Annotated in this window: 23 protein-coding genes; 22 read left to right on the top strand and 1 reads right to left on the bottom strand. The window is 50.1% G+C overall.

Features of this window, described 5'->3' with window-relative positions; translation table 11 throughout:
- From tuf to bfr, 3 genes are all read left to right on the top strand, one after another.
- The coding region (gene tuf / locus OGY33_RS09145; protein WP_063942044.1) for an elongation factor Tu at positions 1 to 1,050 on the top strand (1,050 nt) is incomplete at its 5' end.
- 185 nt (positions 1,051 to 1,235) lie between these two features.
- A complete protein-coding gene (gene bfd / locus OGY33_RS09140) occupies positions 1,236 to 1,430 on the top strand; it encodes a bacterioferritin-associated ferredoxin (RefSeq protein WP_003031111.1) in 195 nt (64 codons plus the stop codon).
- Positions 1,431 to 1,500: 70 nt separating this feature from the next.
- Entirely contained in the window at positions 1,501 to 1,977 is a 477-nt protein-coding gene (gene bfr, locus OGY33_RS09135; RefSeq protein ID WP_003827773.1) for a bacterioferritin, read from the top strand.
- Here the strand turns inward: bfr and OGY33_RS09130 are convergent.
- Entirely contained in the window at positions 1,974 to 2,441 is a 468-nt protein-coding gene (locus OGY33_RS09130) for a prepilin peptidase (protein WP_048227387.1), read from the bottom strand. The genes bfr and OGY33_RS09130 overlap by 4 nt on opposite strands.
- Positions 2,442 to 2,820: 379 nt before the next feature.
- Here OGY33_RS09130 and rpsJ point away from each other — a divergent pair, with 379 nt between their 5' ends.
- The 19 genes from rpsJ to rpsE all read left to right on the top strand — a co-directional run bounded on the left by rpsJ (position 2,821) and on the right by rpsE (position 11,361).
- Positions 2,821 to 3,132, top strand: coding sequence for a 30S ribosomal protein S10 (gene rpsJ, locus OGY33_RS09125; protein ID WP_001181005.1), 312 nt, complete (start codon positions 2,821 to 2,823; stop codon positions 3,130 to 3,132).
- Between the two features lie 32 nt (positions 3,133 to 3,164).
- The gene (gene rplC / locus OGY33_RS09120) at positions 3,165 to 3,794 is read left to right on the top strand and encodes a 50S ribosomal protein L3 (RefSeq protein ID WP_003031117.1); all 630 of its coding nucleotides are present in this window, start codon (positions 3,165 to 3,167) and stop codon (positions 3,792 to 3,794) included.
- Positions 3,795 to 3,804: 10 nt separating this feature from the next.
- On the top strand, positions 3,805 to 4,410 hold the full coding sequence (gene rplD / locus OGY33_RS09115; protein ID WP_003031119.1) for a 50S ribosomal protein L4: 606 nt from the start codon (positions 3,805 to 3,807) through the stop codon (positions 4,408 to 4,410).
- Positions 4,407 to 4,709 (top strand): 50S ribosomal protein L23, encoded by a 303-nt coding sequence (gene rplW / locus OGY33_RS09110; RefSeq protein WP_000617546.1) that lies wholly within the window; start codon positions 4,407 to 4,409, stop codon positions 4,707 to 4,709. Before rplD ends, rplW begins: the two co-directional genes overlap by 4 nt.
- A gap of 17 nt (positions 4,710 to 4,726) precedes the next feature.
- Positions 4,727 to 5,548 carry a 50S ribosomal protein L2 gene (gene rplB, locus OGY33_RS09105; protein ID WP_000301869.1) on the top strand — a complete coding sequence of 274 codons (822 nt, stop codon included), beginning with the start codon at positions 4,727 to 4,729 and terminating at the stop codon, positions 5,546 to 5,548.
- A gap of 16 nt (positions 5,549 to 5,564) precedes the next feature.
- Complete coding sequence (gene rpsS / locus OGY33_RS09100) at positions 5,565 to 5,843, top strand: 30S ribosomal protein S19 (protein WP_001138115.1); 279 nt, start codon at positions 5,565 to 5,567, stop codon at positions 5,841 to 5,843.
- A gap of 14 nt (positions 5,844 to 5,857) precedes the next feature.
- Positions 5,858 to 6,190, top strand: coding sequence for a 50S ribosomal protein L22 (rplV, locus tag OGY33_RS09095; protein WP_000448832.1), 333 nt, complete (start codon positions 5,858 to 5,860; stop codon positions 6,188 to 6,190).
- A gap of 17 nt (positions 6,191 to 6,207) precedes the next feature.
- Complete coding sequence (gene rpsC, locus OGY33_RS09090) at positions 6,208 to 6,909, top strand: 30S ribosomal protein S3 (protein WP_000529945.1); 702 nt, start codon at positions 6,208 to 6,210, stop codon at positions 6,907 to 6,909.
- A gap of 12 nt (positions 6,910 to 6,921) precedes the next feature.
- Positions 6,922 to 7,332 (top strand): 50S ribosomal protein L16, encoded by a 411-nt coding sequence (rplP, locus tag OGY33_RS09085; protein WP_000941208.1) that lies wholly within the window; start codon positions 6,922 to 6,924, stop codon positions 7,330 to 7,332.
- Positions 7,332 to 7,523 (top strand): 50S ribosomal protein L29, encoded by a 192-nt coding sequence (gene rpmC / locus OGY33_RS09080; protein ID WP_000644742.1) that lies wholly within the window; start codon positions 7,332 to 7,334, stop codon positions 7,521 to 7,523. Before rplP ends, rpmC begins: the two co-directional genes overlap by 1 nt.
- Positions 7,523 to 7,777, top strand: a complete 255-nt coding sequence (gene rpsQ / locus OGY33_RS09075) for a 30S ribosomal protein S17 (protein WP_003031120.1) — start codon at positions 7,523 to 7,525, stop codon at positions 7,775 to 7,777. The genes rpmC and rpsQ overlap by 1 nt, the downstream gene beginning before the upstream one ends.
- A 163-nt stretch (positions 7,778 to 7,940) precedes the next feature.
- Positions 7,941 to 8,312: a 50S ribosomal protein L14 gene (rplN, locus tag OGY33_RS09070; protein ID WP_000613954.1), complete on the top strand. Its 372-nt coding sequence runs from the start codon at positions 7,941 to 7,943 to the stop codon at positions 8,310 to 8,312.
- Positions 8,313 to 8,322: 10 nt separating this feature from the next.
- On the top strand, positions 8,323 to 8,637 hold the full coding sequence (rplX, locus tag OGY33_RS09065) for a 50S ribosomal protein L24 (protein ID WP_003031122.1): 315 nt from the start codon (positions 8,323 to 8,325) through the stop codon (positions 8,635 to 8,637).
- A gap of 14 nt (positions 8,638 to 8,651) precedes the next feature.
- Positions 8,652 to 9,191 carry a 50S ribosomal protein L5 gene (rplE, locus tag OGY33_RS09060; RefSeq protein WP_003031123.1) on the top strand — a complete coding sequence of 180 codons (540 nt, stop codon included), beginning with the start codon at positions 8,652 to 8,654 and terminating at the stop codon, positions 9,189 to 9,191.
- Positions 9,192 to 9,205: 14 nt separating this feature from the next.
- Positions 9,206 to 9,511 carry a 30S ribosomal protein S14 gene (gene rpsN / locus OGY33_RS09055; RefSeq protein WP_003031125.1) on the top strand — a complete coding sequence of 102 codons (306 nt, stop codon included), beginning with the start codon at positions 9,206 to 9,208 and terminating at the stop codon, positions 9,509 to 9,511.
- Positions 9,512 to 9,541: 30 nt separating this feature from the next.
- Positions 9,542 to 9,934: a 30S ribosomal protein S8 gene (gene rpsH / locus OGY33_RS09050; RefSeq protein WP_003031127.1), complete on the top strand. Its 393-nt coding sequence runs from the start codon at positions 9,542 to 9,544 to the stop codon at positions 9,932 to 9,934.
- 12 nt (positions 9,935 to 9,946) lie between these two features.
- Positions 9,947 to 10,480, top strand: coding sequence for a 50S ribosomal protein L6 (gene rplF / locus OGY33_RS09045; RefSeq protein WP_003031129.1), 534 nt, complete (start codon positions 9,947 to 9,949; stop codon positions 10,478 to 10,480).
- A gap of 9 nt (positions 10,481 to 10,489) precedes the next feature.
- Positions 10,490 to 10,843: a 50S ribosomal protein L18 gene (gene rplR / locus OGY33_RS09040; protein WP_000358960.1), complete on the top strand. Its 354-nt coding sequence runs from the start codon at positions 10,490 to 10,492 to the stop codon at positions 10,841 to 10,843.
- 14 nt (positions 10,844 to 10,857) lie between these two features.
- Positions 10,858 to 11,361 (top strand): 30S ribosomal protein S5, encoded by a 504-nt coding sequence (gene rpsE, locus OGY33_RS09035; RefSeq protein WP_003031131.1) that lies wholly within the window; start codon positions 10,858 to 10,860, stop codon positions 11,359 to 11,361.
- The last annotated feature ends 1 nt before the right edge of the window (position 11,362 follow it).

Here is an 11,362-nt window from a genome sequence, read left to right as displayed (position 1 = left end):
GCATTCGACCAGATCGATAACGCGCCGGAAGAAAAAGCTCGTGGTATCACCATCAACACTTCTCACGTTGAATATGACACCCCGACTCGCCACTACGCACACGTAGACTGCCCGGGCCACGCCGACTATGTTAAAAACATGATCACCGGTGCTGCGCAGATGGACGGCGCGATCCTGGTTGTTGCTGCGACTGACGGCCCGATGCCGCAGACTCGTGAGCACATCCTGCTGGGTCGTCAGGTAGGCGTTCCGTACATCATCGTGTTCCTGAACAAATGCGACATGGTTGATGACGAAGAGCTGCTGGAACTGGTAGAAATGGAAGTTCGTGAACTTCTGTCTCAGTACGATTTCCCGGGCGACGACACTCCGATCGTTCGTGGTTCTGCTCTGAAAGCGCTGGAAGGCGAAGCAGAGTGGGAAGCGAAAATCATCGAACTGGCTGGCTTCCTGGATTCTTACATCCCAGAACCAGAGCGTGCGATTGACAAGCCGTTCCTGCTGCCTATCGAAGACGTATTCTCCATCTCCGGTCGTGGTACCGTTGTTACCGGTCGTGTAGAGCGCGGTATCATCAAAGTTGGTGAAGAAGTTGAAATCGTTGGTATCAAAGAGACAGCTAAGTCTACCTGTACTGGCGTTGAAATGTTCCGCAAACTGCTGGACGAAGGCCGTGCTGGTGAGAACGTTGGTGTTCTGCTGCGTGGTATCAAACGTGAAGAAATCGAACGTGGTCAGGTACTGGCTAAGCCGGGCTCTATCAAGCCGCACACCAAGTTCGAATCTGAAGTGTACATTCTGTCCAAAGACGAAGGCGGCCGTCATACTCCGTTCTTCAAAGGCTACCGTCCGCAGTTCTACTTCCGTACTACTGACGTGACTGGTACCATCGAACTGCCGGAAGGCGTAGAGATGGTAATGCCGGGCGACAACATCAAAATGGTTGTTACCCTGATCCACCCGATCGCGATGGACGACGGTCTGCGTTTCGCAATCCGTGAAGGCGGCCGTACTGTTGGTGCGGGCGTTGTTGCTAAAGTAATGAGCTAATTATTGATTAATTAGCTTTGAGCTTAAAAAGGGCGCTTCGGCGCCCTTTTTGCTATCTGCAATTTAGTCGTTGTCATATTTATTCGCATTTTTTATTCATTCTCCCGCCGCGTAAATCGCGTTGTGCTATTGTAATCATAACTATTCTCATTTACACTTTGCGCAGAAATTGAACGGGAGCGATCATGTACGTTTGTTTGTGTAATGCGATAAGTGATAAAAAAATACGTCAGGCTGTTCGCCAGTTTCATCCTCAGTCCTTTCAGCAATTACGTAAATTTATTCCTGTTGGAAATCAATGCGGTAAGTGCATTCGTGCTGCCCGCGAAGTCATGCAGGATGAATTAACGCAAATGCCAGAATTTAAAGAGATCGCCTAAGTCACACTCTTTTTTTTGACATCCCTGTAGCCCCATCTACGCTCTAAGAGTGGAAGCGGAGGGACTATAAATGAAAGGTGATGTTAAAATCATAAATTATCTCAATAAACTATTGGGAAATGAGCTTGTCGCGATCAACCAGTATTTTCTCCATGCTCGTATGTTTAAAAACTGGGGACTGACTCGCCTCAATGATGTTGAGTACCATGAATCTATCGATGAGATGAAACACGCTGATAAATATATCGAGCGTATTTTATTCTTAGAAGGGATCCCGAACTTGCAGGATCTTGGCAAGTTGGGTATTGGCGAAGACGTTGAAGAGATGCTGCAATCCGATCTTCGACTCGAACTCGATGGTGCTAAAGACTTACGTGAAGCCATTGCCTATGCCGATAGCGTTCATGATTATGTCAGCCGGGATATGATGATTGAGATCCTGACTGAAGAAGAAGGGCATATTGACTGGCTCGAAACCGAGCTGGACTTGATTGCAAAACTTGGCTTACAAAATTATCTGCAATCGCAAATTAAAGTCAGTGACTAACCGCCCTGTATCATACTTACCAGGCCAATAACAAAACCCGCAGCCGCCAGATATGGCCCAAATGGCAGCGGGTTTTTTAGTACCTGTTTCCCGTAACGGACGCAGTAAATCCCGGTGAGGCAACATGCCATACCCGCGGCAAGTAAAACCAACAGTGGTAATGATTCCCAGCGATGCCATGCGCCTAGCGCGGCAAGAAATTTGACATCACCAAAGCCTAATCCTTCCTGTCGGCATATCAAACGATACCCCCAGTAGAACAAAGCAAATACCCCGTAACCTGCTACAGCACCCCAAAGCGCGTCGGATAACTGTGCAGGTCTGCAGCATTGATGATAAATAAGACCGCCCCACAAAAGAGGGCAGGTAAATTTGTCGGGCAGCAACCCGGTACGTAGGTCATGGACTAAGAGCAGCCCTGATAGCGAAACATAAATCAACAGGAAGGGGAGGTCGATGTACATGGGCAAGCCTTATCTGGTAAAGAGTTTACCTTCAGGTAAACCCGGCGGCCCTACAAGCCCGGGATATGGGTTATGGATGCTCTCTTCCACGGAAAACGCGTTGCACCACAGGACATACAATCAGAGTGGAAGGAGCGCCGCATTTGTGAACGAGTGATTAATTTCTACGCGGCACTTGCTTAAGACTGAGATTTACGTATAATGCGCGGGCTTGTCTAATATTGACAGCGGTTCGATATGAGCCACCGGTACTGCGAAAGCAATACCAGACAATGTTCCCAATCGGGGAACTCTGTAAGAACGGTTACACTCTCCCATCAATCGTAATGGGTTTGAGGAGTAACTATTTCGTCTATAAAATAATTGGAGCTCTGGTCTCATGCAGAACCAAAGAATCCGTATCCGTTTGAAAGCGTTTGATCATCGTCTGATCGATCAATCAACCGCGGAAATCGTCGAGACTGCCAAGCGCACTGGTGCGCAGGTTCGTGGTCCGATCCCGCTGCCGACCCGCAAAGAGCGTTTCACCGTTCTGATCTCCCCGCACGTCAACAAAGACGCGCGTGATCAGTACGAGATCCGTACTCACAAGCGTCTGGTTGACATCGTTGAGCCAACTGAAAAAACCGTTGATGCTCTGATGCGTCTGGACCTGGCTGCCGGTGTAGACGTGCAGATCAGCCTGGGTTAATCAGGTCATCGAGCGATTGAGAGGTTGATACAATGATTGGTTTAGTCGGTAAAAAAGTGGGTATGACCCGCATCTTCACTGAAGATGGCGTATCTATCCCAGTAACCGTTATCGAAGTTGAAGCAAACCGCGTTACTCAGGTTAAAGATCTGGCTAACGATGGCTATCGCGCTGTTCAGGTTACCACCGGTGCTAAAAAAGCTAACCGCGTAACTAAGCCGGAAGCTGGCCACTTTGCTAAAGCTGGCGTAGAAGCTGGCCGCGGCCTGTGGGAATTCCGTCTGGCAGATGGTGAAGAATACACCGTTGGTCAGAACATTAGCGTTGAACTGTTTGCTGACGTTAAAAAAGTTGACGTAACCGGTACCTCTAAAGGTAAAGGTTTCGCTGGTACCGTTAAGCGCTGGAACTTCCGTACCCAGGACGCTACTCACGGTAACTCCTTGTCTCACCGCGTTCCGGGTTCTATCGGTCAGAACCAGACTCCGGGCAAAGTGTTCAAAGGCAAGAAAATGGCAGGTCAGCTGGGCAACGAACGTGTAACCGTTCAGAGCCTGGACGTAGTACGTGTTGACGCTGAGCGCAACCTGCTGCTGGTTAAAGGTGGTGTTCCGGGTGCGACCGGTTGCGACCTGATCGTTAAACCAGCTGTGAAGGCGTAAGGGGATAGCAATGGAATTAGTATTGAAAGACGCGCAGAGCGCGCTGACTGTTTCCGAAACTACCTTCGGTCGTGATTTCAACGAAGCGCTGGTTCACCAGGTTGTTGTTGCTTATGCAGCTGGTGCTCGTCAGGGTACTCGTGCTCAGAAGACTCGTGCTGAAGTAACTGGTTCAGGCAAAAAGCCGTGGCGCCAGAAAGGTACCGGCCGTGCGCGTTCAGGTTCTATCAAGAGCCCGATCTGGCGTTCAGGTGGCGTGACCTTCGCTGCTCGTCCACAGGACCACAGTCAAAAAGTTAACAAAAAGATGTACCGCGGCGCGCTGAAAAGCATTCTGTCCGAACTGGTACGTCAGGATCGTCTGATCGTTGTCGAATCATTCTCTGTAGAAGCGCCTAAAACTAAGCTGCTGGCACAGAAACTGAAAGACATGGCTCTGGAAGATGTGCTGATCATCACCGGTGAGCTGGACGAAAACCTGTTCCTGGCTGCGCGCAACCTGCACAAGGTTGACGTACGCGATGCAACTGGTATCGACCCGGTTAGCCTGATCGCCTTCGACAAAGTCGTAATGACTGCTGATGCTGTTAAGCAAGTTGAGGAGATGCTGGCATGATTCGTGAAGAACGTCTGCTGAAAGTGCTGCGCGCACCGCACGTTTCTGAAAAAGCGTCTACTGCGATGGAAAAAACTAACACCATCGTTCTCAAAGTTGCTAAAGACGCGACCAAAGCAGAAATCAAAGCTGCTGTGCAGAAACTGTTTGAAGTCGAAGTCGAAGTCGTTAACACCCTGGTAGTTAAAGGGAAAGTTAAACGTCACGGACAGCGTATCGGTCGTCGTAGCGACTGGAAAAAAGCTTACGTCACCCTGAAGGAAGGCCAGAATCTGGACTTCGTCGGCGGCGCTGAGTAAGTCGGAGGAGTAATACAATGGCAGTTGTTAAATGTAAACCGACATCTCCGGGTCGTCGCCACGTTGTTAAAGTGGTCAACCCAGAGCTGCACAAGGGCAAACCTTTTGCTCCGCTGGTTGAAAAAAACAGCAAATCCGGTGGTCGTAACAACAATGGCCGCATCACCACTCGTCATATCGGTGGTGGTCACAAGCAGGCTTATCGTATTGTTGACTTCAAACGCAACAAAGACGGTATCCCGGCAGTTGTTGAACGTCTTGAGTACGATCCGAACCGCTCCGCGAACATCGCGCTGGTTCTGTACAAAGACGGTGAACGCCGTTACATCCTGGCCCCTAAAGGCCTGAAAGCTGGCGACCAGATTCAGTCTGGCGTTGATGCTGCAATCAAAGCAGGTAACACCCTGCCGATGCGCAATATCCCGGTTGGTTCTACCGTTCATAACGTAGAAATGAAACCAGGTAAAGGCGGTCAGCTGGCACGTTCCGCTGGTACTTACGTTCAGATCGTTGCTCGTGATGGTGCTTATGTCACCCTGCGTCTGCGTTCTGGTGAAATGCGTAAAGTCGAAGCAGACTGCCGTGCAACTCTGGGCGAAGTTGGCAATGCTGAGCATATGCTGCGCGTTCTGGGTAAAGCAGGTGCTGCACGCTGGCGTGGTGTTCGTCCTACCGTTCGCGGTACTGCGATGAACCCAGTCGACCACCCACATGGTGGTGGTGAAGGTCGTAACTTTGGTAAGCACCCGGTAACTCCGTGGGGCGTTCAGACCAAAGGTAAGAAGACCCGCAGCAACAAGCGTACTGATAAATTCATCGTACGTCGCCGTAGCAAATAATTTTAGAGGATAAGCCATGCCACGTTCTCTCAAGAAAGGTCCTTTTATTGACCTGCACTTGCTGAAGAAGGTAGAGAAAGCGGTGGAAAGCGGAGACAAGAAGCCCCTGCGCACTTGGTCCCGTCGTTCAACGATCTTTCCTAACATGATCGGTTTGACCATCGCTGTCCATAATGGTCGTCAGCACGTTCCGGTATTTGTTTCCGACGAAATGGTCGGTCACAAACTGGGTGAATTCGCACCGACTCGTACTTATCGCGGCCACGCTGCTGATAAAAAAGCGAAGAAGAAATAAGGTAGGAGGAAGAGATGGAAACTTTAGCTCAACATCGCCATGCTCGTTCTTCTGCTCAGAAGGTTCGCCTTGTTGCAGACCTGATTCGCGGTAAGAAAGTGTCGCAGGCTCTGGATATTCTGACCTACACCAATAAGAAAGCGGCTGTACTGGTTAAGAAAGTCCTGGAATCTGCCATTGCTAACGCTGAACACAACGATGGCGCTGACATTGACGATCTGAAAGTTACGAAAATTTTCGTAGACGAAGGCCCGAGCATGAAGCGCATTATGCCGCGTGCAAAAGGTCGTGCAGATCGCATCCTGAAGCGCACCAGCCACATTACTGTGGTTGTGTCCGATCGCTGAGACTCTGGAGACTAGCAATGGGTCAGAAAGTACATCCTAATGGTATTCGCCTGGGTATTGTAAAACCATGGAACTCAACCTGGTTTGCGAACACCAAAGAATTCGCTGACAACCTGGACAGCGATTTTAAAGTACGTCAGTACCTGACTAAGGAACTGGCGAAAGCGTCTGTATCTCGTATCGTTATCGAGCGTCCGGCTAAGAGCATCCGTGTGACCATTCACACCGCTCGCCCGGGTATCGTTATCGGTAAGAAAGGCGAAGACGTAGAAAAACTGCGCAAAGTCGTAGCGGATATTGCTGGCGTTCCTGCTCAGATCAATATCGCCGAAGTGCGTAAGCCTGAACTGGACGCAAAATTGGTTGCTGACAGCATCACTTCTCAGCTGGAACGTCGTGTTATGTTCCGTCGTGCTATGAAGCGTGCTGTACAGAACGCAATGCGTCTGGGCGCTAAAGGTATCAAAGTTGAAGTTAGCGGCCGTCTGGGCGGCGCGGAAATCGCACGTACCGAATGGTACCGCGAAGGTCGCGTACCTCTGCACACTCTGCGTGCTGACATCGACTACAACACCTCTGAAGCGCACACCACTTACGGTGTAATCGGCGTTAAAGTGTGGATCTTCAAAGGCGAGATCCTGGGTGGTATGGCTGCTGTTGAACAACCGGAAAAACCGGCTGCGCAACCTAAAAAGCAGCAGCGTAAAGGCCGTAAATAAGGAGCGTCGCTGATGTTACAACCAAAGCGTACAAAATTCCGTAAAATGCACAAAGGCCGTAACCGCGGTCTGGCTGCTGGCGCGGATGTTAGCTTCGGCAGCTTCGGTCTGAAAGCTGTTGGCCGTGGTCGTCTGACTGCCCGTCAGATCGAAGCAGCACGTCGTGCTATGACCCGTGCAGTTAAGCGTCAAGGTAAGATCTGGATCCGTGTATTCCCGGACAAACCGATCACTGAAAAGCCGCTGGCAGTGCGTATGGGTAAAGGTAAAGGTAACGTGGAGTATTGGGTTGCCTTGATTCAGCCGGGTAAAGTCCTGTATGAAATGGACGGCGTACCGGAAGAGCTGGCCCGTGAAGCATTCAAGCTGGCAGCAGCGAAACTGCCGATTAAAACCACCTTTGTAACTAAGACGGTGATGTAATGAAAGCAAAAGAGCTGCGTGAGAAGAGTGTTGAAGAGCTGAACACCGAGCTGCTGAATCTGCTGCGTGAGCAGTTCAACCTGCGTATGCAGGCTGCAAGTGGCCAGCTGCAACAGTCTCACCTGTTGAAGCAAGTGCGTCGTGACGTCGCACGCGTTAAGACTTTACTGACTGAGAAGGCGGGTGCGTAATGACCGATAAAATCCGTACTCTGCAAGGTCGCGTTGTTAGCGATAAAATGGAGAAATCCATCGTTGTTGCTATCGAACGTTTTGTGAAACACCCGATCTACGGTAAATTCATTAAGCGTACGACCAAACTGCACGTACATGACGAGAACAACGAATGCGGTACTGGTGACGTGGTTGAAATCCGCGAATGCCGTCCGCTGTCCAAGACTAAGTCCTGGACGCTGGTTCGCGTTGTAGAGAAAGCCGTTCTGTAATACAGTAGGCATTCTCAACGAATAAACGGCTCAGCGATGAGCCGTTTATTTTTTCTACCCATATCGTTGAAGCGGTGTTATAATGCCGCGCCCCCGATATGGGGCTTTTTTAACGACCTGATTTTCGGGTCTCAGTAGTAGTTGACATTAGCGGAGCACTAAAATGATCCAAGAACAGACTATGCTGAACGTCGCCGACAACTCCGGTGCACGTCGCGTAATGTGTATCAAGGTTCTGGGTGGCTCGCACCGTCGCTACGCAGGCGTCGGCGATATCATCAAGATCACCATCAAGGAAGCAATTCCGCGTGGTAAGGTCAAAAAAGGTGATGTGCTGAAGGCGGTAGTGGTGCGCACCAAGAAGGGTGTTCGTCGCCCGGACGGTTCTGTCATTCGCTTCGATGGTAATGCATGCGTTATTTTAAACAATAACAGCGAGCAACCTATCGGTACGCGTATTTTTGGGCCGGTAACTCGTGAACTTCGTAACGAGAAGTTCATGAAAATTATCTCTCTGGCACCAGAAGTACTCTAAGGAGCGAATCATGGCAGCGAAGATCCGTCGTGATGACGAAGTTATCGTGTTAACCGGTAAAGATAAAGGTAAACGCGGTAAAGTTAAGAATGTCCTGTCTTCCGGCAAGGTCATTGTTGAAGGTATCAACCTGGTTAAGAAACATCAGAAGCCGGTTCCGGCCCTGAACCAACCAGGCGGCATCGTAGAGAAAGAAGCAGCTATTCAGATCTCTAACCTTGCTATCTTCAACGCGGCAACCGGCAAGGCTGACCGTGTAGGCTTTAGATTCGAAGACGGCAAAAAAGTCCGTTTCTTCAAATCTAACAGCGAAACTATCAAGTAATTTGGAGTAGTACGATGGCGAAACTGCATGATTACTACAAAGACGAAGTAGTCGCTAAACTCATGACTGAGTTTAACTACAATTCTGTCATGCAAGTCCCTCGGGTCGAGAAGATCACCCTGAACATGGGTGTTGGTGAAGCGATCGCTGACAAGAAACTGCTGGATAACGCAGCAGCTGACCTGACAGCAATCTCCGGTCAAAAACCGCTGATCACCAAAGCACGCAAATCAGTTGCAGGCTTCAAAATCCGTCAGGGCTATCCGATCGGCTGTAAAGTAACTCTGCGTGGCGAACGCATGTGGGAGTTCTTTGAGCGCCTGATCACTATTGCTGTTCCACGTATCCGTGACTTCCGTGGCTTGTCCGCTAAGTCTTTCGACGGTCGTGGTAACTACAGCATGGGTGTCCGTGAGCAGATCATCTTCCCAGAAATCGACTACGATAAAGTCGACCGCGTGCGTGGTTTGGATATTACCATTACCACTACTGCGAAATCTGATGAAGAAGGCCGTGCTCTGCTGGCTGCCTTTGACTTCCCGTTCCGCAAGTAAGGTAGGGTTACTGAATGGCTAAGCAATCAATGAAAGCACGCGAAGTAAAGCGCGTAGCTTTAGCTGATAAGTACTTCGCAAAACGCGCTGAACTGAAAGCTATTATCTCTGATGTGAACGCGACCGACGAAGATCGTTGGAACGCAGTTCTCAAGCTGCAGTCTCTGCCGCGTGATTCCAGCCCGTCCCGTCAGCGTAACCGCTGCCGTCAAACAGGTCGTCCGCATGGCTATGTGGGCAAGTTCGGGTTGAGCCGTATCAAACTGCGTGAAGCCGCCATGCGCGGTGAAGTACCAGGCTTGAAAAAGGCTAGCTGGTAATTACCAATTGAATCACGGGAGTAAAGACAGATGAGCATGCAAGATCCGATCGCGGATATGCTGACCCGTATCCGTAACGGTCAGGCCGCGAATAAAGCTGCGGTCACCATGCCTTCCTCCAAGCTGAAAGTGGCAATTGCCAACGTGCTGAAGGAAGAAGGTTTTATTGAAGATTTTAAAGTTGAAGGCGACACCAAGCCGGAACTGGAACTTACTCTCAAGTATTTCCAGGGTAAAGCTGTTGTAGAAAGCATTCAGCGTGTCAGTCGCCCAGGTCTGCGCATTTATAAGCGTAAAGACGAGCTGCCGAAAGTTATGGCTGGCATGGGTATCGCAGTTGTTTCTACCTCTAAAGGTGTTATGACTGATCGTGCAGCGCGCCAGGCTGGTCTTGGTGGCGAAATTATCTGCTACGTAGCCTAATCGGAGGAAAAAATGTCTCGTGTTGCTAAAGCACCGGTCGTTATTCCTGCCGGCGTTGATGTAAAAATCAACGGTCAGGTTATTACGATCAAAGGTAAAAACGGCGAGCTGACTCGTACTCTCAACGATGCTGTTGCAGTAAATCATGCAGATAATGCACTGACCTTCGGTCCGCGTGATGGTTACGCAGATGGATGGGCTCAGGCTGGTACCGCGCGTGCCCTGCTGAATGCAATGGTTGTCGGTGTTACCGAAGGCTTCACTAAGAAGCTTCAGCTGGTTGGTGTAGGTTATCGTGCAGCGGTTAAAGGGAATGTAGTAAACCTGGCTTTAGGTTTCTCTCACCCAGTTGACCATCAGCTGCCTGCGGGAATCACTGCAGAATGTCCGTCTCAGACTGAAATCGTGCTGAAAGGCGCTGATAAACAGCTGATCGGTCAGGTTGCAGCAGATCTGCGCGCCTACCGTCGTCCTGAGCCTTATAAAGGCAAGGGTGTTCGTTACGCCGACGAAGTCGTGCGTACCAAAGAGGCTAAGAAGAAGTAAGGTAACACTATGGATAAGAAATCTGCTCGTATCCGTCGTGCGACCCGCGCACGCCGCAAGCTCCAGGAGCTGGGTGCAACTCGCCTGGTGGTACATCGTACCCCGCGTCATATTTACGCACAGGTAATTGCACCGAACGGTTCTGAAGTTCTGGTAGCTGCTTCTACTGTAGAAAAAGCTATCGCTGAACAATTGAAGTACACCGGTAACAAAGACGCTGCTGCAGCTGTAGGTAAAGCTGTTGCTGAACGCGCTCTGGAAAAAGGCATCAAAGATGTTTCTTTTGACCGTTCCGGGTTCCAATATCATGGTCGTGTCCAGGCACTGGCAGATGCTGCCCGTGAAGCTGGCCTTCAGTTCTAAGGTAGAGGTGTAAGATGGCTCACATCGAAAAACAAGCTGGCGAACTGCAGGAAAAGCTGATCGCGGTTAACCGCGTATCTAAAACCGTTAAAGGTGGTCGTATTTTCTCCTTCACAGCTCTGACTGTAGTTGGTGATGGTAACGGTCGCGTTGGTTTTGGTTACGGTAAAGCGCGTGAAGTTCCAGCAGCGATCCAGAAAGCGATGGAAAAAGCCCGTCGCAATATGATTAACGTCGCGCTGAACCACGGCACCCTGCAGCACCCGGTTAAGGGTACTCACACGGGTTCTCGTGTATTCATGCAGCCGGCTTCCGAAGGTACCGGTATCATCGCCGGTGGTGCAATGCGCGCCGTTCTGGAAGTCGCTGGAGTTCGTAACGTTCTGGCTAAAGCGTATGGTTCCACTAACCCGATTAACGTGGTTCGTGCAACTATCGATGGCCTGGAAAATATGAAATCTCCGGAAATGGTCGCTGCCAAGCGTGGTAAATCCGTTGAAGAAATTCTGGGGAAATAAA

The sequence above is a fragment of the Citrobacter sp. Cpo032 genome (genome assembly GCF_030332975.1).
Taxonomy (GTDB): domain Bacteria; phylum Pseudomonadota; class Gammaproteobacteria; order Enterobacterales; family Enterobacteriaceae; genus Citrobacter; species Citrobacter portucalensis.
The sequence above is the reverse complement of the archived record's forward strand: the minus strand, read 5'-3'. Positions and strand labels throughout refer to the sequence as shown.

Excerpts from the sequence above, each read along its gene's own strand:
- rplN (WP_000613954.1), top strand. The coding sequence starts at position 7,941 with ATGATCCAAGAACAGACTATGCTGAACGTCGCCGACAACTCCGGTGCA.
- rplF (WP_003031129.1), top strand. The coding sequence starts at position 9,947 with ATGTCTCGTGTTGCTAAAGCACCGGTCGTTATTCCTGCCGGCGTTGAT.
- rplX (WP_003031122.1), top strand. The coding sequence starts at position 8,323 with ATGGCAGCGAAGATCCGTCGTGATGACGAAGTTATCGTGTTAACCGGT.
- rplV (WP_000448832.1), top strand. The coding sequence starts at position 5,858 with ATGGAAACTTTAGCTCAACATCGCCATGCTCGTTCTTCTGCTCAGAAG.
- rplW (WP_000617546.1), top strand. The coding sequence starts at position 4,407 with ATGATTCGTGAAGAACGTCTGCTGAAAGTGCTGCGCGCACCGCACGTT.
- rpsE (WP_003031131.1), top strand. The coding sequence starts at position 10,858 with ATGGCTCACATCGAAAAACAAGCTGGCGAACTGCAGGAAAAGCTGATC.
- rplP (WP_000941208.1), top strand. The coding sequence starts at position 6,922 with ATGTTACAACCAAAGCGTACAAAATTCCGTAAAATGCACAAAGGCCGT.
- rpsJ (WP_001181005.1), top strand. The coding sequence starts at position 2,821 with ATGCAGAACCAAAGAATCCGTATCCGTTTGAAAGCGTTTGATCATCGT.
- rpsS (WP_001138115.1), top strand. The coding sequence starts at position 5,565 with ATGCCACGTTCTCTCAAGAAAGGTCCTTTTATTGACCTGCACTTGCTG.
- rpsC (WP_000529945.1), top strand. The coding sequence starts at position 6,208 with ATGGGTCAGAAAGTACATCCTAATGGTATTCGCCTGGGTATTGTAAAA.
- rpmC (WP_000644742.1), top strand. The coding sequence starts at position 7,332 with ATGAAAGCAAAAGAGCTGCGTGAGAAGAGTGTTGAAGAGCTGAACACC.
- rplC (WP_003031117.1), top strand. The coding sequence starts at position 3,165 with ATGATTGGTTTAGTCGGTAAAAAAGTGGGTATGACCCGCATCTTCACT.
- bfd (WP_003031111.1), top strand. The coding sequence starts at position 1,236 with ATGTACGTTTGTTTGTGTAATGCGATAAGTGATAAAAAAATACGTCAG.
- rplE (WP_003031123.1), top strand. The coding sequence starts at position 8,652 with ATGGCGAAACTGCATGATTACTACAAAGACGAAGTAGTCGCTAAACTC.
- rpsQ (WP_003031120.1), top strand. The coding sequence starts at position 7,523 with ATGACCGATAAAATCCGTACTCTGCAAGGTCGCGTTGTTAGCGATAAA.
- rpsN (WP_003031125.1), top strand. The coding sequence starts at position 9,206 with ATGGCTAAGCAATCAATGAAAGCACGCGAAGTAAAGCGCGTAGCTTTA.
- rpsH (WP_003031127.1), top strand. The coding sequence starts at position 9,542 with ATGAGCATGCAAGATCCGATCGCGGATATGCTGACCCGTATCCGTAAC.
- rplB (WP_000301869.1), top strand. The coding sequence starts at position 4,727 with ATGGCAGTTGTTAAATGTAAACCGACATCTCCGGGTCGTCGCCACGTT.
- rplD (WP_003031119.1), top strand. The coding sequence starts at position 3,805 with ATGGAATTAGTATTGAAAGACGCGCAGAGCGCGCTGACTGTTTCCGAA.
- OGY33_RS09130 (WP_048227387.1), bottom strand. The coding sequence starts at position 2,441 with ATGTACATCGACCTCCCCTTCCTGTTGATTTATGTTTCGCTATCAGGG.
- rplR (WP_000358960.1), top strand. The coding sequence starts at position 10,490 with ATGGATAAGAAATCTGCTCGTATCCGTCGTGCGACCCGCGCACGCCGC.
- bfr (WP_003827773.1), top strand. The coding sequence starts at position 1,501 with ATGAAAGGTGATGTTAAAATCATAAATTATCTCAATAAACTATTGGGA.